The sequence below is a fragment of the Agrobacterium sp. fls2-241-TYG-188a genome (assembly GCF_030209845.1).
In genome coordinates this window covers 1-20,842 of record NZ_JARVRD010000006.1, presented here as the reverse complement: position 1 = coordinate 20,842, position 20,842 = coordinate 1, and the positions used below count along the sequence as shown (strand labels likewise).

Sequence of the window (20,842 nt, the reverse complement as noted above, 5' to 3'; positions counted from 1 at the left end):
CATGGCAGGTTTTGCTCTTTCCCCCCGCAAGCTCGGATATCGGTTCAACGCAGTCGGAATTGCGGCGCTGACGGTCATTCTCTTCTGGGCCGTCATCGCGATTTTCGCGCCGCTGCTGATCCCCTATCCGGTCGGCGATATCGTTGATTTCGACTACTTCGGTCCAATGTCTCAGAAGTTCGTCATGGGCACGGACTATCTGGGTCGTGATATCTTCTCCCGCATTCTGATGGGCGCACGCTACACGGTCGGCATCTCGCTTGCCTCAGTTACCATAGCCTGCGTTTCGGGTGTGACGCTTGGCATGTGCGCCGCCGTTACGGGCGGGTGGTTCGATACATGCCTGTCACGCTTTCTGGATGCGCTGATTTCAATTCCCAGCAAGCTTTTCGGCCTCGTCATCGTGGCAGCCATGGGGCCATCGATTCCGGTCCTGATCATAACCATGGCCATCATCTATACCCCGGGTTCCTACCGGTTTGCCCGCTCGCTTGCCGTCAACATCAACACAATGGATTTTGTGACTGTCGCCCGCGCGCGTGGAGAAGGCGTTTTCTACATTATCCGCTCGGAAATCCTGCCCAATATCTTGGGCCCGGTGCTGGCAGACTTTGGCCTTCGCTTCGTATTCATCGTGCTACTTTTGTCCGGCCTGTCCTTCCTTGGCCTTGGCGTGCAGCCGCCCAACGCCGACTGGGGCGCACTGGTGAGGGAAAACATCGGCGGGCTCTCCTACGGCGCACCTGCCGTGATGTTTCCATCCATCGCGATCGCGACGCTCACCATCAGCGTCAACATGCTGATCGACAATCTGCCGCAGAAAATTCGTGACCGGAGCGCATGATGGCCAATCTCGTTGAAGTTCGTGATCTCAAGGTCGAAGCAAAAACCGATACTGGCCGGACGGTCGAAATCATTCGCGGCGTCAGTTTCGATATTGCCGATGGTGAAATCGTTGCTCTGATTGGTGAAAGCGGTTCCGGCAAGACGACCATTGCGTTGACGTTGATGGGTCACACCCGCCCGGGCTGCAAGATCGTTGGCGGCTCGGTTCGTCTGGGCGCCAATGATATGGCCGCGACGTCACGCAAAGGGCTTGCGAAACTGCGTGGCACGGAAGTCGCCTATGTTCCGCAAAGTGCGGCTGCCGCTTTTAATCCCGCGCAGCGCATCATGGATCAGGTGATAGAAGTCATGCGTATTCACGGGCTCATGAGCGATGAAGTCGCAAAGGAGCGTGCCATCGAACTGTTCCGGGCACTTGCCTTACCCAATGCCGATACGATCGGTGATCGTTACCCGCACCAGGTTTCCGGCGGTCAGCTTCAACGGCTTTCTGCCGCCATGGCGTTGATCGGCAATCCCCGCCTCGTGATTTTTGATGAACCGACGACTGCGCTTGACGTCACGACCCAGATCGAAGTTCTGCGCGCCTTCAAATCTGTCATGAAAGCCGGCAACCTAGCAGGTGTTTACGTCTCGCACGATCTTGCTGTCGTCGCACAGATTGCGGATCGCATCGTCGTTTTAAAGGGCGGCGAAGTGCAGGAGATCGGCACCGCCGAACAGATTCTGACCGCGCCGCAACACCCCTACACGCAGGAGCTTCTTGCAGCCTTTAAACCTCGTATCCACGCCAGCGCAGAGGAAACTGGAAGTAAATTTTAAAAGCCACTGCTGGAAGCGAAGGGCATTGTTGCAGGTTACGGACCGATTCATCCCAACGGCATGCCATTAGCGCTCGCATTGAAATCGGTCGATATCGCACTGGAAGAGGGCCGAAATCTCGGTATTATCGGTGAATCCGGTTGCGGAAAATCAACCCTTGCCCGCGTCATCGCAGGCATTCTGCCGCCTGTGTCCGGCCACATCATCTTCGATGGCAAGGAGTTGGCCGCGGACGCCCGCCAGCGCCGACGCGAAGAGCTGCGCAAGCTTCAGATCGTCTTTCAGTTTGCCGATACGGCGCTCAACCCCTCCAAGGCCGTTGGCGACATTCTGGAACGACCGCTCGCATTCTATCACGACATGGACAGAGCTGCGCGCCAAGCACGGGTCGATCAGCTTCTCGATATGGTTCGGCTGCCACGCACCTTAAAATTTCGCCGTCCGGCCGAATTGTCCGGCGGGCAAAAACAGCGTGTCAACCTGGCGCGTGCTTTGGCTGCCGATCCGAAAATCATTCTTTGCGACGAGATTACGTCTGCATTGGACACGGTCGTCGCCGCCGCCATCATCGACCTGTTGAAAGAGTTGCAGCGGGAATTGAAGCTCTCCTACATCTTTATCAGCCACGATCTCTCCGTGGTGCAGGCCATCTGCGATGAAATCGCCGTCATGTATGCGGGCGAAAAGGTGGAGCAGATGCCACCATCAGCCGTGGGCAATGCCAACGCTCATCCCTATTCCAAGCTGCTGTTTTCTTCCGTACCCAAACTGGACACCGGTTGGCTGGACGGTCTGGAGCGGGACCCAGAATTGGTACGGGCATTCGCGCAGCGCTGAAGCGCTGTTGCTACATCGGGAACAAGCTGGTCAGCGGCATATGCGGTTTGACGATGGGGGATTTCAGCACGACGAAGCTGAAATATTTGTCGATTCCGATATCCATGTCGATCAGGCGCTCCATGATGGTCTGATACTCGCCAATGCTGCCAGTGACAAATTTCAGCAGATAATCATAGCCACCGGAAACCAGATGGCATTCAATAACCGAATCCAGCTTTTCGACGGCGGCGAGAAAGCGTGCAAAATCGATTTGACGATGGTTTTTCAAGGTCACTTCGGTAAAGACCGTCAATGTCTGGCCAAGCTTGCCGATATTGATGTGCGCCGAATAGCTGGTGATGAACCCTTCTGCCTGCAATTTTTTGACCCGCATCAGGCACGGGCTGGGTGAGAGATTCACCAGTTCTGCAAGCTCAACATTCGTGATGCGGCCGTTCTTTTGAAGTTCATGGAGAATCTTGATATCGATCCGGTCAAGCTTCATGTTGCTCCACATCCCGCTGGGTCATTTCCACGCAGCATAATATGCGGCGTATCGAGCAGCGCAAGCAAAACCGCCGAAATACAGGTTCTCCGCCGGGTCTCCACGCAAATTTGGCAGATAGATGCGGCGCGATAACACGCTACAGAATAAAATTCTGTCAAACCTGCTCCTTGCGGCAGGTGCAATAGGATGTTGCTGTTAGTATGGGGCGTCGATAGGAGAATCCAATGCCTGCACCGCTTTACCGCATCGAGACGACGTCGCAACTGCCTGGAGAAGCCGATGTGATCGTCATTGGTGGCGGCGTGGCGGGTGTGTTTTCCGCCTATTATCTGGCGCAGCGTGGGCTGAAGGTGGCACTGGTCGAAAAGGGTCTCATTGGAGCCGAACAAAGCAGCCGCAATTGGGGCTGGTGCAGACAACAAAACCGCGATGCGCGTGAATTGCCCATGTCCACGCACAGCTTGGCGCTATGGGAGCGGTTTGCCGCCGAGACAGGAGAAGAAACCGGATTTCGCCGGTGCGGATTGCTCTATCTCAGCAACAATGAGGCGGAACTCGAGGGTTGGGCGCGCTGGCGTGATTTCGCTCGCACAGTCGGAGTAACCACACATATGCTCAGTGCTGATGAGGCGAAGGAGCGTGGCCGCGCCACCAGACGGGATTGGCGGGGTGGCGTTTTTTCACCGACTGATGGCATCGCCGACCCCTCCCGGGCTGCACCCGTCGTGGCGCGGGCAATCATGAAGCTTGGTGGAACCGTGCACCAGATGTGCGCTGCACGCGGTCTCGAGTTGCAGGCTGGCAGCGTATCCGGTGTCGTCACGGAAAAAGGAACCATCGCGACGAAGTTAGTCGTGTTGGCAGGCGGTGCCTGGGCATCGTCCTTCTGCTACCAGCTTGGAATCCGCTTTCCGCAGGCAGCCGTTCGCTCATCTATTTTATCGGTGACCCCAGGTGCCCAAGATCTGCCGGATGCCTTGCACACGGCAGATGTGTCAATCACCAGGCGTGGCGATGGCGGTTACACGCTGGCAATCAGTGGCAGGGCGCGTGTCGACCCCACACCGCAACAGCTCCGCTTTTCCCGCGAGTTCGTACCGATGTTCCTAAAACGCCGCAAAAGCCTGGCACTCGGCGGGTTAGAGGGCTGGAAGGCGGGCCATGAGACGCTGAAGAAATGGTCCATGCACAAGATCACGCCCATGGAGAAAAACCGCATTCTCGACCCCAAGACCGACCAGACCCAAATCGACGAAACCTTTCGCCGGGCAAAAGATTTGCTGCCCGAACTGCGCAAGACGACCATCGCCAGCGCCTGGGCCGGTTTCATCGACAGCACGCCTGACGGCGTGCCGGCGATTGGCGAAATCGATAGCGTACCCGGCCTCATTTTGGCCGCCGGTTTCAGCGGCCACGGTTTCGGCATCGGGCCGGGTGCAGGACATCTGGTCGCCGATATCGTGACCGGAGCGACGCCCATCGTCGATCCCGTTCCCTACCGCCCCTCCCGTCTGAACACCTCCGTCTGGGGCAAGGTTGCAGATTTCTAAATCCTGGAACGGTAAATTCTCTCAACAATTTCCTTCAAGCTATTGGACGCGCGCTCACAAACCATAGACGTTATCGCAACCCAATAACGTAGGTGCGTCTCTCTACTCCTTAGTTTCAACCCCCTCAGCCGCTAGCCGTGCATCCGAGCCGGGTTGATGAGGGCTCCGGCAATCGCGCGCGGCAAAGGCCTTGTAGTCTTACGGCACTCTCCACGGCTAGGAAGGAGTCCGTTCATGGTACTACAGAACACCGCGTATCCTATTTCAATGCAGCCCAAACAATCCGAGCAGATCCTCCCGCTGGCGCACGAAACCTGAAGCGCTGCGATCGCGGGGCCGGGGCAAGTCGATGTCGATCAGCCGCGGTTCACCGCCCTTTTCTCGCGGCAGGATCAAGATGCGGTCGGCAAGGAAAATCGCCTCTTCGAGATCGTGGGTCACGAGCACCGTCGTCACGTCCTCCTCCTTCCATATCCGCGCCAGTTCCTGTTGCATGCCGATCTTGGTCATGGCATCGAGCGCACCCAGCGGTTCGTCGAGCAACAGGATTTCCGGCTGGACGGCGAGCGCACGAGCGATACCGACCCTTTGCGCCATTCCGCCTGAGAGCTGACGCGGATAGGCGGTTTCGAAGCCCTTCAGCCCGACCAGATCGACATAGCGCTGGGAGACAAGGCGTGATTCCTCGCGGGACACACCCCTGGTTTCCAAGCCAAAGCCGATGTTGTCGATGACCGTCAGCCAGGGAAGTAGGCGCGGCTCCTGGAAGATGACGGCGCGCTCTGTTCCGACACCGCGGATGCGGCGACCGTCGATCAGTACGTCGCCGCTATCCGCCTCCTCAAGTCCTGCGAGAATGCGCAGAAGCGTTGTCTTGCCGGAGCCGCTGGCACCGACGATCGCCAGGCTTTCGCCGGAGCGGATGGTAAGGTTCAGATCTTTCAGGATCGGCAGCGGCTGTCCGTTTAGGGTGAAAGTCTTGGAGAGGTGACGGATCGTCACCTCTCCGCGGCCGGTGTTGAACTGAGGAAGCGCCATGGATCAGTTGCTCGCAGTTTCGGAGGTGTAGAGAAGATCGTTTGCCGAAAGCTGGCCCTGTTTCAGTTTGCCTTCGCGAACCAGAACGTCGATCCAGAACTGCAGGTCACGCTCGACCGCCTTGCCGCCCGGACGTACACCATAACCACGGAAATACTGGGCTATGTCGGCATTTTCACCTCGCTCGGCCAGCGCCTTGGCAAAGATAGCCTTGGTTTCCTTAGGATGCTCGCGGGCATAGTCGAGAGCGCGCTCGGACTGTTCGACGAAGACCTTGGCAGCTTCCGGGTGTTTTTTGATGAAGTCCCGGCGCAGGACGACGAAGCCACCAGCGATTTCGCCGAGTACATCGGTATCGTCAAAGATTGCACGTAACCCGCCCTTCTGCTTCGCCACGCCTTCGAAGGTCGTCTGCCAGTAACCGAAGGCCGAGATGTCGACCTGTCCCGAACGTAGGACCTGTTCTAGCTGCGGCCCCGGAACGACGATCTGGTTGGCGGCGTCGGTCGGCAGGCCGACGGAGTGCAAGGCTTCGCGGATCGTGTAATCGAGATGGGCACCGAGCGTGTTCACTGCAATGCTTTTTCCGGCAATGTCCTTGATGTCATGGATGGGGCTGTCTTCCAGCACATAGAAGATCGACTGCACTTCATTGTTGATGCCATTCGACGGATAGGCTGCGACAAAGTCGTTGCCGCCGACGATCGAGTTCAAGACGGCAGAGGTAGCGGCACTGCCGATTTCGACATCGCCTGAGGCGAGAGCAATCAGCGATGCCGGGCCACCCGTGGCGTAGCCGACATTCTCGATGGTGATGCCGGTGCCGTCGAAATAGCCGAGTTCGGCGGCAAGTTCATGCGCGGACAAGCCGCCCTGGCTGGCGAGATAGCGCAACTTCACCTCCTCTGCGGCGAAGGCGGAGCCCGAGAGGGCGAAGGTGATTGCTGCGGATAGGAGGAACTTGCGGGAATGGAATGTCATGGGAAAATCCTTCAGATCACGAATTTTGGGGTGAATTTTGATACCTCGTCAGGCCCAACGGCACAGACGCCGCTGCATAAAGACGAGTGCGGCATTGGCAGCGAGGCCGAGCAGCGCGAGAAGCAGGATCGCCGCGAACATAAGCGGGATTTGGAAATTGTATTGGGCGTTCATCACCTGGAAGCCGATGCCCTTGTTGGCGCCGATCATCTCGGCGGCGATGAGGAGCAGCAGTGCCGTCGTAGCGGAAAGACGCAGGCCGACGAAAATCGCGGGGACAGAGGCCGGCAGAACCACGCGGCGGAAGATCTGCAACGATCCGGCGCCGTAGGTGCGGGCCATCTCGATGAGTTTCTGATCCACCTCCTTCACGCCGCCAATCGTCGACAACAGGACCGGGAAGAGCGTCGCCCAGAAGATGACGAATATCTTCGACGTTTCGCCGAGGCCTAGAAGCAGGATGAAAACGGGATAGAGGGCGAGCGCCGAGGTCTGGCGAAAGAACTGCAAGAGAGGATCGAGGGCTCGCTCAATGGCTCTCACCTGCCCCATGAAAAGGCCAAGCGGGACGCCGAGCCCAACGGCAGCGACGAAGGCGATACCTGATCGCTGTAAACTGATGGCTATATCGTCAAGGATGGCACCGGTCGCAATTGCCTTCCACAACGCTCTGATGATCTGGTCCAACGGAGGAAAGACAGATGCGTTGACCCAGCCCAAGGTGGACGACGCCTGCCATAGCACCAGGAAAGCGATCACAAGTCCATAGCGCGCGAGGAAGGGCGTGATTGCCGACATCGCGTGGGTTAGCCAGCGCGGCGGGCGCGGCGCCGCAGGGGCGAGGTCGAGGCCATAGGCCCGCACTTGATGGATATCTTCATAGGACATGGCGGACCTCACTCGGCTGCCTGCAGTACCGAGCGCTCGGCTGCGTAGCGGTTGATGGGGAACGGCAAGCCGAGGTTTTCGCGCAGCGTCCGCCCCTCATAGGCGGTGCGGAACAGACCACGGCGTTGCAGCTCGGGGATGACGAGGTCAACGAAGTCGTTAAGGCCCGTCGGCAACCACGGTGGCAGGATGTTGAAGCCATCAGCCGCTTCGTTCTCGAACCATTCCTGCAGTGTGTCGGCGATCTGACCGGGGGTGCCGACAATGGTGAAGTGACCGCGTGCCGAGGCGACCCATTGATAGAGCTGACGGATCGAGAAATTGTTCTCATCGGCTATTTGACGGATCAGCGCCTGGCGGCTCTTCATGCCTTCCGTTGGCGGAGCGGGCGGAAGCGGCCCATCAAGATCATAGCCCTTCAGATCGAGCGTGCCGCCTGTCAGGCCGTTGAGAAGGCCAATGCCGTCTTCTTCCAGGATGAGCGAGGTCAGGCGGTCATACTTCTCCCGCGCCTCCGCTTCGGTGCGACCGACAAAAGGCGAGACGCCGGGCATGACCAGAACGTGATCGGGATTGCGGCCGAGGCCACGGGCGCGGCTCTTGATGTCACGGTAGAATTCCTGGGCGGTCTCGATGTGCTGATGGGCGGTGAAGATTACCTCCGCTGTTGCCGCGGCAAGCCCACGCCCGTCATCGGACTGGCCCGCCTGGACGATCACGGGATGCCCCTGTCGGGAGCGCGAGACGTTGAGCGGTCCCTTGACCTTGAAATGCTCACCCTTGTGAGCGGCATCATGAAGCTTTGCAGGATCAAAGAAGACGCCCGTTTGCTTGTCGCGAATGAAGGCATCGTCCTCAAAACTGTCCCAGAGCTTCTTGACGACATCGACATGCTCGGCGGCGCGCTTGTAGCGGTCGGCATGGGCCAGTTGTGTGTCGAGATTGAAGTTCTGCGCCGTGGCATCGCCTGTCGTCGTCACGACGTTCCAGCCTGCCCGGCCGTCAGAAATCAGGTCGAGGGAGGCAAATTTGCGCGCAGTGTTATAGGGCTCCTCGTAGGTCGTCGAGGCTGTCGCGATGAAACCGAGATGGGTGGTGAATGGCGCGAGTGCCGAAAATAGCGTGACGGGCTCGAACCCGGCGACGCGTGCGTTGCCGCCTTCGCGTGCACCGCCGAAGCCGACTGCGAGGCCATCGGCCAGGAAATAGGCGTCGAACAGACCCCTCTCGGCCGTCAAAGCCAATTGCTTGTGAAACTCGAAGCTGACGGCGCCGTCGCGCGGTTGATCGGGGTGTCTCCAAGAAGCGATATGCTGGCCACCACCTGGAAGGAATGCTCCTAGTCTGATCTTGCGTGTCATGGCTGGTCCTCTCTCACTCGATGATCGAATACAAGAAGCCTATATTGTCTATCTTTTTTATGGAGAAATAAGATTTCGAAGATTGCGCCTAATGGCAAATGGATTTCCGGGCCAAGCAATCGATGCGAACAAGCCTGCCGCAGATTTCGAAACGCTGCGAAGAAGGATAAGGTCGCGACAATCAGAGCTTGAACAGATAATTTATAAAAACTATGTAATTGGACAAATTCAATCGCGATGGCCATCGACCGGATGTCTGAACAATGCTCACAAACAAAGGCAAATATGGCTTGAAAGCGCTGGTCGACCTCGCCGGTCTGGAACCAGGGCAGACAGCGTTTGTGACCGATATCGCCACGCGAAACAATATTTCAAAGAAATTCCTCGACACGATCCTGCTGGAACTGCGCAACAACGGTTTCCTGCGTTCGAAGAAGGGGCCGAACGGCGGCTACGCCCTATCAAAGCCAGCCGACGAGATCATGATCGGTCACGTCATCCGAGCCCTCGACGGGCCGCTTGCGCCGATCCGCTGTGCCAGTCGTACGGCATTTGAAGCCTGTGACGACTGCCGGGATCCAGCCTCGTGCCAGATCCGTATTTCCATGACGCAGGTCCGGGATGCGATGGCAGCCGTTCTCGACACGATGACGCTGACGCAATTCGCGGCGTCTGGACAGACCGATCAGGATTTGATCGCTGGCGGATGATCGTTAGAACAGCGTAATCTTGCCGTGTCCAACGACCGGCAATATCGATCGATCTGTTCAAGGTCGATCGCGGGATCGTCCACCTGAATGACATCAATCAGGGATGCGGCCTTTTGGATCATGCCGTCCAAGAGTTCGACTTCGACTGCGATGGTGGGTTCCGGCGGATTTATCCGCATCTGGGCGTTGACGTGTCCGCGGATATAAGCAGCCTTCAGAAATGCCAACATCAGACGCGCGAGACAGTCTGCGTTTTCCCCAAGTGAAAGAACGTAGTCCGGGTAAACGGTCAAATCCGATGATGCGTCTTCATCGTGCACCAACAGATGCTTGTTGTTCAGAATCGCGACCATCGGCTCAGAACCGGCGCTAGATGCCCCTATAATTGTCCAGTCAACCGCACTGTTCGCTAGAACCGATCCACCATGCTCCAGAGCAAAAGCCAGACCCGACCGCACCAGCCTTGGTAGCGCGGCGCCCTCGCGACGACTGCTAAGTTCGAAGACATCACCCAGCACGACGCGTGCGTAAATTGCTTTGCGCTGTTCTGTCGATCCGCTGGTCCGGATCATTTCCAGGGCGACAAGATGTCCGAGAAGCCGCTCGGCCACGGCGGTGCTCCACGTTGCGATCCGGCTGACGGCCTCTGCAACGATCAGGTTCGAAATATCCGCACCCCCGAAGCTTGCCGGAATGGACATAGCGAGAAGCCCGCTTGCGGGGAGAACAGAGGACTGGTCCAAATTGCCACTGGCCGCCAACGCTTCCAACCGATCGAGCGCTGCCACGACATCGCCCTCCCTTGTCAGGGCAAGCGGCACTGGTCGCAATCGGTCAGAAGTCGGCACCATCATGCAGGCTATCCTTCACTCAGACTGATGTCACGTCAACGCGTGGTATTTGCCATTCTGATAGAGCAGTGAACTGCCACTACCGAGGCGAATCGACAGAACCCGGCCGATCAGGATGACATGGCTATGTCGCTCGATCGCCTCCTCAACCTCGCAATCGAGCGCGGCAACCGCATCTTCCAGGACTGGCGCTCCGCTGGCAAGCCTCGTCCATTCGGACCCGACATAGCGCTCTGCCCCTTTCAAGCCGCCGACGCCCGCAAACCGGTTTGCGACGTCCTGATGATCGGCGCCAATCACATTGACCGCGAAATGTCCGTAACGTTCAACGACGGGCCAGGTCGAGGAGGATCTGTTGAGGGATACCAACATGCGCGGGGGATCGACGGACAATGCCGTCGCAGAGGTGACGGTCGCGCCTGTGCGTTCCGCGCCGTCACCTGCCGTGATGACACTGACGCCGCCGCCAAGCGTTCTCAAGGCCTCCTTCAAGCCAGCCGCATCTGCCGGGCGATCCGACACTGAGCGCGTCCGGGGTTCCTGAAATTCACTTCTGGTAAAAATGTTCATCTGACCTCTCCGCGTTACTTCATCTGAACCATGGGTAACAGCCGCGGAACCCAATCAGTAGACAAGCGTTTTTAATCTCCATATATTTTATAGAAAATATGCCCAGATCTAACCCCGCGGACCGGAAGGACGACTGCCATGTTGAAGATCAGGATGTCATCGCCGAGACTGCAGGCGCAAACGACACGTCCGGCCTCTCGCGTCGTCATCATCGGCGGCGGATACACCGGTGCCATCATTGCCAAACTTCTGGTCGAGCGAGGATTGCGCGACATTGAAGAGGTCACTGTTTTCGAGCCTCGCGAGCAGCTCGGTTGTGGCCTTGCCTATGATGTCGAGAACATTGATGTCCGCCTCAACGTCGCAGCGCATAGAATGCGCGCCATACCCGGCTCGCCCGCAGCCTTTCTTGACTGGCTGCAGACCAGCGGAACTCTCACCGTCGATCCCGAGGCTGTGACCCCGGAAGGCATCTTTGCCCGCCGCAGCGATTTCGGGCGCTTCATGCAGGAACAATTAGCGCCACATCTGGACAGCGGCGCGATCAGGCACCTTCGCCAAACCGTTCGGAGCGTTGATCGCCAAAACGAACATTGGCGGGTCACGGACTCCAGCGGCACCGCAATCTCGGCCGATATCCTGATCATCGCTACAGGGCATCCTCCTTTATCGAGGCCGCCCGTGATCGACAACCTCGATCCTTTGACGGCGTCTCGTATCGCCGATGTCTTCGCGCCGAACGTGTTTGACGGCATCGGCAAATCCGACCCGATCCTCATCGTAGGTTCGGGGCTTACAGCGCTAGACGCACTCAGCCGCCTTGATGCCCTCGGCCATAACGGGGAGATCACGCTTCTTTCCCGCTCCGGCCTGATGCCAAGGCCGCATGCAGGCGGAGGCTTCTCGCCCTTTGGTGACTTTCGCAGCGCCGAGCTCACCTCCGCCAGAAAGCTGTTGGCAAAGGTGCGGGCGACGATCGCCGATGCGGAAACGCAGGGTATTCCATGGCAATCCGTTTTCGATGCGCTTCGGCAGCATGCCCAGGAAATCTGGCAGGGTCTACCGATGCCCGAGCGGCAAAAGTTTCTGCGCCGCCTTCGCCGCTGGTACGATGTCCACCGTTATCGCATGCCGCCACAGGCGGCCCTAACGCTGGAAAAGGGCCTCAATATGGGCCGCGTCACCGTCGAGCGCGGAGAGCTCGTATCGATAACACGGGATGGAAAGGACCTGCTGGCTTGGATTGAAACTCGCAACAGCGGGTCCGAGCTTCGCTGTCGCCGCATTCTTCTGGCGACGGGGCCGGAATTCCGGGATTATGCAGACCACCAGAGGTTTCTGCTCGGCATGCACCGCGATGGCTTCATCCAGTCAGCTCCTCTCGGTCTCGGCCTTAGCTGCGATACAGGAGGCAGAGCTCTCAGCATCGCAGGAACCCCGAACGCTACGCTGTTTGTCGCCGGCCCGCCCGCCCGCCCGGCGTTCGGCGAGCTTACAGGCGTTCCTGAAATTGCCAATCAGGCTGCGCGTATGGTGGACCAGATCATCGGCTGTTGTGCGCGTGAAACAAGGACGATCATTGTCAGCCCATCGGTGTAGAGGTTATGACCTGCCACTGACGCTATACCCAGCTGTGGTTAGGGCCACGGTGTTTTTATACTCCACATTTTTAAGCCGCCGTATTTAGCGTTCCAATTACAAAAGGTCGCGTCGGAGCTCCCATGCGTGCAGCAAAGATCAGCGGCTTAACGGACAACTCCCCCTCTTTCGGCACCGCAATGATTTGCCGCTGACGGAATGTGCAATGAGATATAAAGGGTAGAGTCGCATACGAACATGCGACCAAGTGGGACGCGCGACATTCGCCTTAAAAAACATGGGCGCCAAGCAGCGGCATTTTATAAGCGACTGCTGATGCTTTTTTTGTTTGTTATTTTTAAATAACCAAGCAGCGAAGCGGCATAAGGAAACGTCATTCTCGATTGCCTCCACCATTAAAATGGGCGCGCGGCGCCCACTGACACCAGTAAGTGCGCCACCTCACCTCTGACGTTGAAGGCAGACTCAAATCACCTTCGCTTCACCACCCGCCGAAGCATAGACCGCGCTCTGGATTTACGCGGAATAAGCTCGATATCGCTAACCAGTTTTGCGCCTCCGTCTCGGCGCTCAAGAGTAATCTTGCGGCTGTGAAATGCTTCAAGCTCAGCACGATGCGCCACGCTGATAATTGTGGCGTCGGGTAGCTCATCGATAACGATCTGCATCATCTTGTCCTGACTTTTTTCGTCCAGCGCTGCGGTCGCCTCGTCCATTACGATAATATCCGGGGCGTTGAGAAGCAGGCGTGCAAAGGTAAGCCGCTGTTTTTCTCCGCCTGACAAGGTCTGGTCCCAGGGCGCATCGTCTTCGATCTTGTCTTTGAGTTGGCCGAGACCGACCTTATCTAAGGCAATGCCGATCTCTTCTGCCGTCCAGCTTTCCGCAGGTTCCGGATAAGAGACCGCGCGGCGAAGCGTCCCTGCTGGAATGTATGGTCGCTGCGGCAGCATAAACAACTGGCTCCCGGCGCGGAAATTGACGCTACCCCCACCCCAAGGCCAGAGGCCGGAAATGGCACGAACCAGCGTGCTTTTGCCCGAGCCGGATTCTCCTGAAACGAGCACTCTCTCGCCTGCCCCGATTTCGACATCGGTCTCCTTCACCACCGCAGTTCCATCACCGAGTGATACGGATACGTCCTTGAGGCTCAGCATGGTTTCGCCTTCGGTTTCGCCGCGAATAATGCGTCCGAAAGTCTCGCTTCTTTCGGCTCGCTCAAGACCATCAAGCGACATCATCAGGGAGGCCACGCGTCGCGCGCAGGCGTTCCAGTCGGCCAAGCGCGGATAGTTATCAACAAGCCATCCAAAGGCGGACTGAACAATGGTGAAAGCGGACGCTGCCTGCATGACCTCGCCAAGTGACATGCTGCCATCGAGAAACTTCGGTGCACAGAGCAGAAGTGGCACGACTGGAGCAATCAGTACCGAGCCGTTGGAGACGACGGTGGTCCGCATGTATTGCTGCGCCATCAACCGCCATTGCCGCCGGACATTGCCGAATCTTTTGTCGAGATCGCTACGCTCCTCCTCTTCCCCGCCAAGCAAGGCAATGCTCTCACCATTTTCCCTGACGCGTGTCAGCGTGTAGCGGTATTCCGCTTCAACCTGGTTTTTAACTTCGGAAACCTTGACGAAGTTTCGCGCGATGAACGCGATGGAAGTGGAGGTGACTGCCGCGTAAATGATGGCCGCTATCACGAGAAAGCCGGGAATGGTGACCCAAACGCCGCCGATTGACAGTGTGAGCGCTCCCCCAATCGTCCATAGAACAACGATGAAGGTGGAGGCGGATACGAAAGCGGAGATGACACCGGAGACGAAATCGACCGGTGCCTCGGTGGCGATGCGCATATCCTCCGACAGCCTTGCTTCCGGGTTCTTGTGGTCGCCATCAATCAGGTTGAGCTGGTAGTAGCGGCCGTTTGCAATCCATCTACCCACCGTTAACTTGGTCAACCAGGAGCGCCAGCGCCGCTGGATGCGCATTCTGACATAGACCTGCGAGGTGACGATGAATACACTTCCCAGAACCAGAAGCGGAAATATGGAGGCAAGGGAATAGACAGTCGACGCATCCCGTTTTTCGATAGCGTCGAAAATCCCGCGGTTCCAGACGTTGACCCCGTATTGGATTGCGACATTGATTCCGATCATCGCCAGCAGGCCAAGCGTGAATAGCCATGCCAACTTATCGCCCCGGCGGCTCCAGAAGCCCCGCGCGCTGATCCAGAATCGTTTCAGCAGATATTTCCGGCGCGCTTCCTCAGCCTCCTCCGGCGTCAAACCGGCATCGGGCTCCGCTGCCTCTGGGGGAAGCTCCTCAGCATTGTCATGAACATCTTGCGAGGATGTGGCTTCGGTCTCAGCTGCGTCGGCATCATTGACCGGTTCTACTTGATTGTTTTTCATGGGCGCTGAACGAGCGACAATGGGAAAGGTTTCACGACTTTGTGAAGGTGAGCGAAATATTGTTCGCGACCGTATCGCGCAACCGGGGAGTTGAAAGTTGCGGCAGATAAAGCGTGCGTCCAAATATCCGGAAATTTGGATGACGGGCGCGGGAGCAACAAATACAATCTCAGGAGATGAAACTGGACCCTTTACGCCCATAATAAGCTCGAAACAGCTGCCGGTAATTCCAAAGGCCTAGGCAGTCCAAGGATTGATAACTCTCATTCGGCTGCTTCAAATGGGCTTCCAGTGCCACGTGCCCTTGCTCTGTTTTACCTCTCAGACAGTCCGGTCTTAAGATGCCAGCGAGTTTGGGATGCCACGCAATATGAGCCTTTGCTTGCAAACATGACCAGCAGTCCATCCTTTCGCCACAATGATTGATTGTATTTGGGCCTGAATTTGACAGCTGATTGATATTTTTCCAATCCGATCACCGGGGTTCCCCATGACCGAGCAGCCATCGTCATCCGATTTCATCCAAGCCAGCCGCGTTTCGGGGCTGGCGGCATGTCGTCACGCGAGGGTGTGGTCTCTGGTCCAAGCCCGCGTTCTGATGCGGGTACTGCACTGGCCGGTCCCGGTACGGGTGTCGGATCGGATGCATCCGGCCTGTCCCCCCTCCCCGGCATCATGAACACGATCATTGGCGCGTTCCAATCAACGTCGGTCGGTGTCGCCAAGACCGAGCAGATCGGTGTCAGCAAGGTTTCCAATGTTGGTCAAACATCGATTGAAAACATCGGGAAATTCAAAAAAACCATTGTCGGTGAGGAGTTCGTCATTGAGTGTGGTACCTCGAAGTTTATCATGCGCAAGGATGGTACGGTGATCATTCTCGGGACGCAGTTCAACTTCACAGCATCGGGGCCAACACAGATGAACGGAACCGTGGTGGATTTGAATAAGCCAGGCGGCGGATTTGATGAAGCTGATCCCTCAGAGTCCGATTCCAAAGCAAAAGGCTGAAGCGGATGACAGTTGATAATCACACGCCGTTTCCCGCGCTTGCGTTTCGTCAATACAATATGGCCGGCGATCTGTTGGGCGTGGGAGTGGCACGCGGCCCGGACACACGCGGCTAGAAGGACAACTTCCAAAACTAAAGCTGTCGATCGAACTCGACCAAGGCAAGGGACCAGCCCGCGCGGCGATGGTATTGGATGGCGTCCATTTTGATATGCGGCCTGATGTTGGGCGAGTGTTTTTAACTTGGCGAGTCGGTTTTCCTTGGGCAAGCCGAAAAGGCTTGCCGAAGCTCATCTTTCTCTCTTCCCAGCGAGAAGTCGCATAATGGGAGACCGCCAATTCCCCGATCCACTTTTCGACGATGCGTTTGCAGCCAAATATGGTCTGCCACCTGGCACACAAATCACCGGGCCACCTATCAGTGGCACGCTTTTGAGCAAAACGCCCGACGGTCTGCAAGGGCCGTTGCTCAGTTATAAGGGTCCTTGGCCACCCCCAAAAGAGAATCAGAAAGGAGTGGCAGAAGTACAGCCTCGTCCGGCCGCTCCGAGTCCGGCGCCGCCTGAAATAATACCGGATAATGAAAAGGCACTGGCAATCGGTCTTTCGCCAGATGTTTGTCGCGCACCCGAAAAACCTTGCCCATTCCCCGTGTGGGGTACCGCTAACAATGATTACAACTATTCACCGAATGTATTGGCGAACGGTGAGGCCATTAAGCGGTTCGATTCGAAATTTACAATCACTTACGGAGATGAGCCTGGCACTGGCCTAGGGGTCAAGTCTGGTACTGTGGTTGATGTTGTCGAGCCCGCCACCTCTTCTCCAATCGTCAAAGTGAACGGCATTCCAATACAACGTCACGCCGACCGCTGCACACTAAATAACGGGAACACTGAAGGAGAATATTGTTATGTAAACTCAACGGAAACCAAAGAAGCTCCAGACGCCGCGGACAATCAAGACAGATCAACAATTGGCCAAGCTAAAGAGGAACTTGGTCACTTTTGGGCCGGAATGAAAGCCACCTCAGACGAGGCATCACTGATAGATGGCGCCGTTAATAAGATTAGTGACTACTACAACGGCAAGGCGTCGCTTTTGGAAGACGTTCAAGGGGTCTACGAAAGTCTGCCTACAAGACCCCAAATCTGGCAAAGTACGCAGGATATTGGAAGCGGTCTGTACAATGTCGGGGAAAATGTCATCAACGACCCAATCGGCAGCGCGAAGGCAGCTGGAGGGTTTGTTGCTGACGGGGTCAAGGGCGCGGTCAACAGCGTTGAAAAAGGCTATAACACGCACGGCGTATCGGGTGCGCTTGGCGCCGGAACGGGTGTTTTAGCGAGCGTTCTCAGCCCGGGCAAAAAGCTGAAGATGCTGAAAGAGGCAGGGGAAGGGCTCGAAGAAGCTGGTAAAATTGGCAAGATCGCACGGGAGGCTGAGCATGTAGAAGATGCCAAGAAAGTCGAAAATGCTGGTGAAAAAGTTGATGGTGGCGGCGGTGGACGTGTCACGGGTCATCTGAATGTGCCATGCTTCGACCTGCCGAGGGGCGTAAATCGCGACGAGTTTCGTCGCCAGTTGAAGGAGCAGCAGGCTACCATTAACAACATGACAGCGGACGATATGGCATATGCTCATACCGTTCTCGACCACGCAAAGAAAGCTTGGGGTAATAGAAAAGGACCGTTTACGAATTTGCTGCGCGACTCGAAAGCTCAGGACGCTGCTAGAAGTCAATATGAAGATTCATTGAGAGAGGCCGGATATAGCGCGTCGGAAATACAAAAAACGATGTCTTCCTTAAATGCGACCCACTATCTGGACATCTATGCTGGCGGAAATCCCTCCTCAGTCGGTATCGGCGGCGGCGCCGAAAATCAAAGAATTGGGCCTATGTGGGCACAACGGGGGCGCGCTAATTTGATGAAACAAGAAGCAAACCGTTTGCGTACCAACGGGCAAGCGAACAAGTTGATGAAGGTTGCGCTCAAAATCTGCGGCGAATAACAGGTAACAGGAAGGCTTTACATGCTGGATACATTCTTTTCCGAGATAATCGATGAGCTAGGCCCACCGGAGCGCGCTGTTCCACTGACTAGTGAACAGGATGAGCGTTTGTCGAAGGTTCTCCCAAGGAGCTTTATGGCTTTCCTCCGCATGTATGGGTTTGGTGATTATTTCGACCGTCGCCTACAGTACTGCGATCCTTCCGATTTCTCGGAGGTTCTTGCGCTCGTTTTCGCTGCAGATCCTGACTTCAGTCACAAAGACTGCTTCGTGATCGGCTATTCGGCATTTGGGCGGCTGGTTTGCTGGTCCCAGCGTCATGATCATTTTGAGATCGATCTCGTCGATATGCGACTGACTTCCAGCAAGCTGGCACCTACAGCATTCGTTTTGCCACCCGGCCTTCCCAAACGTGACAGAAGCACTGATCCAGATGTTCTTGCTCGATCCCTGCTACCTTCAAAGAGCAAGACATTCGAGGAATTCGATGCACAAGATCAACCCATGTTTGACCGATGTGTTGTTGCGCATGGGTCCCTGGAGAGGGGAGAATGTTTTGGATACTTCCCTGCCATTGCCACTGTTGGCTTAGATAGTTCGATGCGACGAGTAGAGAACGTCAAGCGTGTGAAGGCTCTCGAGCATTTTGCTATCCTTGCTCAACTTGGAACATTTAGTTTAATGCGTCTCGAACGCGGGCAATACACCGCAATTCGGACCATTGGATAACTGGAAATGAACTGGGACGTCATAACTTCCGAGAGAATGGGACTGACCTTGCCCCCAAGTTTTTCTAGTTTTAAGTTCGCTCCAGCGGTTTTGGGTTGCTGTATTCGGGGCGGTAGCGACGGGTTGCGGTGCGGAGCCATTCCGGCTGCGCAGCACCGCATCACGTCGCGGGTTGATTGTCTGAGCGAACTCAGTAGGCGTCATCCAGCCGAGTTCAGAGTGTGGTCGATGATCGTTGTAATCGATGCGCCAGGCTGAAAGCGAAGATCGAGCATGGGTCAGTGACGAGAAGAGGGTCTCATTCAGGAACTCGTCTCGTAGCCGTCCATTGAAGCTTTCGATGAAGGCGTTCTGGATCGGTTTGCCTAGTGCTATATAGTGCCATTCCACTTTGGTCCGATCCGCCCAATGCAGGATTGCGTTACTGGTGAACTCGCTGCCGTTGTCACTGACGAGCATCTTCGGCTTGCCACGTCTTTCGATGATCCGGTCTAACTCATGGGCAACCCGCAAGCCGGAAAGGGACGTATCGGCGACGAGGCCCAAGCATTCTCTTGTGCAATCATCGACGACCGTAAGCACCCGGAACCTGCGGCCATCGGCGAGCTGATCTGACACGAAGTCCAGCGACCAGCGATCATTGGCGGCTGTCGGGATCAACATCGGCGTTCGGGTGCCTATCACCCACTTACGCCCGCCACGCTTGCGTACCGTGAGCTCCGCCTCCCGATAGAGCCGGAAGAATTTCTTGTGATTCCCAAGATGGCCCTCGCGTCTGAGCAGCACATGAAGGCGCCGATATCCAAAGCCGCCGCGTTCATGCGCCAACGCCTTCATCCGCTCGCGAAGGTCGTGGTCATCGCTGCGACTGGTTTCGTAACGGATCGTCATCCGGCATAAGCCGACGGCTTTACGCGCCCGCCCCTCTCAGCGGTGTAAACACCGCCTGCCAGGCAATGGTTGCTCATCTGGTGGGTGCCCCATCAAATGCGCAACAGCTATCCGCCTAGCTGCGGGCGTCACCACTTCTTTCCCAAATGGTTCTTTCAAAGCTGCATTGTCGAGCATCGCGTCCGCCAGGAGCCGCTTCAGCTTGGTGTTCTCATCTTCAAGCGTCTTCAACAGCTTGGCTTCGGAGGCGTCTATGCCGCCAAATTTGGCCTTCCATTTATAGATGCTGGCATCGCTGACGCCATGCTTGCAGCAAAGCTCCGAGAGCGGCATGCCTGCTTCATGCTCATTCAATATCCCGATGATCTGCTCGTCTGCTATACGGTTGCGCCTCATTCTCTGGTCCTCTCGATGGGCCAGAGCTTACTTCAAAATGGATTCGGTCAACGGGGCATGGTCACGACTAACGTCAGATTAGCAGTCCCCTTGTCGAGCCTAGTATTCCGCGCTTCGCACGTGGTTTCCGGTACCAAAAGACAGGCGTGGCAAGCCGCTTCGCGCATCTCGCGGTCATCATGGTCATTTTCTGGCGAGTGTTCGGCGCAAATTGGATCGTTTGAGCACAGCTCAAGGTGCTTTACTGCGTTTCCAGTATTTCGCCAACGCGATGCGCCACACCGCTCAATTCTCCAGCCGCAGGTCGAAGCAATTAATAAGATACTCGATGACCTAAGGAACCAGCACGATGAAACTGAAGCCAATCTCGCGAAGAACACCGGAAAGACGAAAGGCCCTCCTCCAAAGACGTTCGTTACCAATCCGGCGATATATAAAGCTGTCATCGGTGCGCTCACCACTGTTGTCCGCACCGGTGCTAGCTAAGATGATACCGCTCAGCGACATTTGTAATTCCTGAGGCAGCTTGTTCAAAAGGTCGTCATCTCGCCCACCTCTGACGGCAAGTCGACGGAGCTGACAATTTACGGCCAACTTGCTGCTATCCGTTCTTCGATGCAGGCGTTTCAGGAATATAGTGCCGGTCTCACAGAGCGGCATAGAAACGAGTTCGCCCGCCGTGTCAGGGCGGGTGAGTTCAATAATCAGTCTGAGAAGCTGGCATATCTTGAGCGCTTCCGCGCCATACTTGCCGAGGCGGAGGCTGAATGGAAGGTGTTACAAGTCTCAGTGGTTGCGGGGGCAGGATTTGAACCTGCGGCCTTCAGGTTATGAGCCTGACGAGC

15 protein-coding genes and 3 pseudogenes are annotated in these 20,842 nt (G+C 56.6%); 9 read left to right on the top strand and 9 right to left on the bottom strand.

Going from position 1 to position 20,842, the window contains the following annotated elements; translation table 11 throughout:
* Position 1: 1 nt before the first annotated feature.
* Together QRN85_RS17930 and QRN85_RS17925 are read left to right on the top strand one after the other, a co-directional pair.
* Positions 2-844, top strand: coding sequence for an ABC transporter permease (locus QRN85_RS17930; RefSeq protein ID WP_112962551.1), 843 nt, complete (start codon positions 2-4; stop codon positions 842-844).
* Positions 844-2,505, top strand: a pseudogene (locus tag QRN85_RS17925) (ABC transporter ATP-binding protein). The gene QRN85_RS17930 and the pseudogene QRN85_RS17925 overlap by 1 nt, the downstream one beginning before the upstream one ends.
* A gap of 10 nt (positions 2,506-2,515) precedes the next feature.
* On the opposite strand, the gene QRN85_RS17920 reads toward QRN85_RS17925, so the two are convergent.
* A complete protein-coding gene (locus QRN85_RS17920) occupies positions 2,516-2,992 on the bottom strand; it encodes an Lrp/AsnC family transcriptional regulator (protein WP_062586280.1) in 477 nt (158 codons plus the stop codon).
* Between the two features lie 227 nt (positions 2,993-3,219).
* Between QRN85_RS17920 and QRN85_RS17915 the strand changes: the two genes are divergently transcribed.
* On the top strand, positions 3,220-4,545 hold the full coding sequence (locus QRN85_RS17915) for an NAD(P)/FAD-dependent oxidoreductase (protein WP_112962552.1): 1,326 nt from the start codon (positions 3,220-3,222) through the stop codon (positions 4,543-4,545).
* Between the two features lie 264 nt (positions 4,546-4,809).
* On the opposite strand, the gene QRN85_RS17910 is transcribed toward QRN85_RS17915, so the two are convergent.
* The 4 genes from QRN85_RS17910 to QRN85_RS17895 are packed head-to-tail and all read right to left on the bottom strand — an operon-like array spanning position 4,810 to position 8,813.
* On the bottom strand, positions 4,810-5,583 hold the full coding sequence (locus QRN85_RS17910; RefSeq protein ID WP_284759623.1) for an ABC transporter ATP-binding protein: 774 nt from the start codon (positions 5,581-5,583) through the stop codon (positions 4,810-4,812).
* A 3-nt stretch (positions 5,584-5,586) separates the two neighbouring features.
* The gene (locus QRN85_RS17905; protein ID WP_284759622.1) at positions 5,587-6,564 is read right to left on the bottom strand and encodes an ABC transporter substrate-binding protein; all 978 of its coding nucleotides are present in this window, start codon (positions 6,562-6,564) and stop codon (positions 5,587-5,589) included.
* 48 nt (positions 6,565-6,612) lie between these two features.
* Positions 6,613-7,452 carry an ABC transporter permease gene (locus QRN85_RS17900; protein WP_062586208.1) on the bottom strand — a complete coding sequence of 280 codons (840 nt, stop codon included), beginning with the start codon at positions 7,450-7,452 and terminating at the stop codon, positions 6,613-6,615.
* Between the two features lie 8 nt (positions 7,453-7,460).
* The gene (locus QRN85_RS17895) at positions 7,461-8,813 is read right to left on the bottom strand and encodes an LLM class flavin-dependent oxidoreductase (protein WP_284759621.1); all 1,353 of its coding nucleotides are present in this window, start codon (positions 8,811-8,813) and stop codon (positions 7,461-7,463) included.
* 263 nt (positions 8,814-9,076) lie between these two features.
* Between QRN85_RS17895 and QRN85_RS17890 the strand changes: the two genes are divergently transcribed.
* Entirely contained in the window at positions 9,077-9,523 is a 447-nt protein-coding gene (locus QRN85_RS17890; RefSeq protein ID WP_062586212.1) for an RrF2 family transcriptional regulator, read from the top strand.
* Here QRN85_RS17890 and QRN85_RS17885 read toward each other — a convergent pair.
* On the bottom strand, positions 9,499-10,377 hold the full coding sequence (locus QRN85_RS17885) for an acyl-CoA dehydrogenase family protein (protein ID WP_284759620.1): 879 nt from the start codon (positions 10,375-10,377) through the stop codon (positions 9,499-9,501). The two genes, QRN85_RS17890 and QRN85_RS17885, sit on opposite strands and share 25 nt — an antisense overlap.
* 27 nt (positions 10,378-10,404) lie before the next feature.
* Positions 10,405-10,944, bottom strand: a complete 540-nt coding sequence (locus tag QRN85_RS17880; RefSeq protein ID WP_113098137.1) for a flavin reductase family protein — start codon at positions 10,942-10,944, stop codon at positions 10,405-10,407.
* A 138-nt stretch (positions 10,945-11,082) separates the two neighbouring features.
* Between QRN85_RS17880 and QRN85_RS17875 the strand changes: the two genes are divergently transcribed.
* Positions 11,083-12,543, top strand: coding sequence for an FAD/NAD(P)-binding protein (locus QRN85_RS17875; protein WP_284759619.1), 1,461 nt, complete (start codon positions 11,083-11,085; stop codon positions 12,541-12,543).
* Positions 12,544-13,013: 470 nt separating this feature from the next.
* On the opposite strand, the gene QRN85_RS17870 is transcribed toward QRN85_RS17875, so the two are convergent.
* Positions 13,014-14,957, bottom strand: a complete 1,944-nt coding sequence (locus QRN85_RS17870) for an ABC transporter ATP-binding protein/permease (RefSeq protein ID WP_284759618.1) — start codon at positions 14,955-14,957, stop codon at positions 13,014-13,016.
* A gap of 540 nt (positions 14,958-15,497) precedes the next feature.
* Here QRN85_RS17870 and QRN85_RS17865 point away from each other — a divergent pair.
* The 4 genes and pseudogenes from QRN85_RS17865 to QRN85_RS17850 all read left to right on the top strand — a co-directional run.
* A pseudogene (locus tag QRN85_RS17865) lies at positions 15,498-15,968 on the top strand (type VI secretion system tip protein VgrG); the annotation flags it as partial.
* A 52-nt stretch (positions 15,969-16,020) separates the two neighbouring features.
* Complete coding sequence (locus QRN85_RS17860; protein WP_284759749.1) at positions 16,021-16,293, top strand: DUF2169 domain-containing protein; 273 nt, start codon at positions 16,021-16,023, stop codon at positions 16,291-16,293.
* Positions 16,293-17,981 carry a PAAR-like domain-containing protein gene (locus QRN85_RS17855; protein WP_284759617.1) on the top strand — a complete coding sequence of 563 codons (1,689 nt, stop codon included), beginning with the start codon at positions 16,293-16,295 and terminating at the stop codon, positions 17,979-17,981. Before QRN85_RS17860 ends, QRN85_RS17855 begins: the two co-directional genes overlap by 1 nt.
* A gap of 21 nt (positions 17,982-18,002) precedes the next feature.
* Positions 18,003-18,710 (top strand): GAD-like domain-containing protein, encoded by a 708-nt coding sequence (locus tag QRN85_RS17850; RefSeq protein WP_284759616.1) that lies wholly within the window; start codon positions 18,003-18,005, stop codon positions 18,708-18,710.
* 105 nt (positions 18,711-18,815) lie between these two features.
* Here the strand turns inward: QRN85_RS17850 and QRN85_RS17845 are convergent.
* Positions 18,816-19,997: pseudogene (locus tag QRN85_RS17845) on the bottom strand (IS3 family transposase); the annotation flags it as partial.
* Positions 19,998-20,842: the final 845 nt, after the last annotated feature.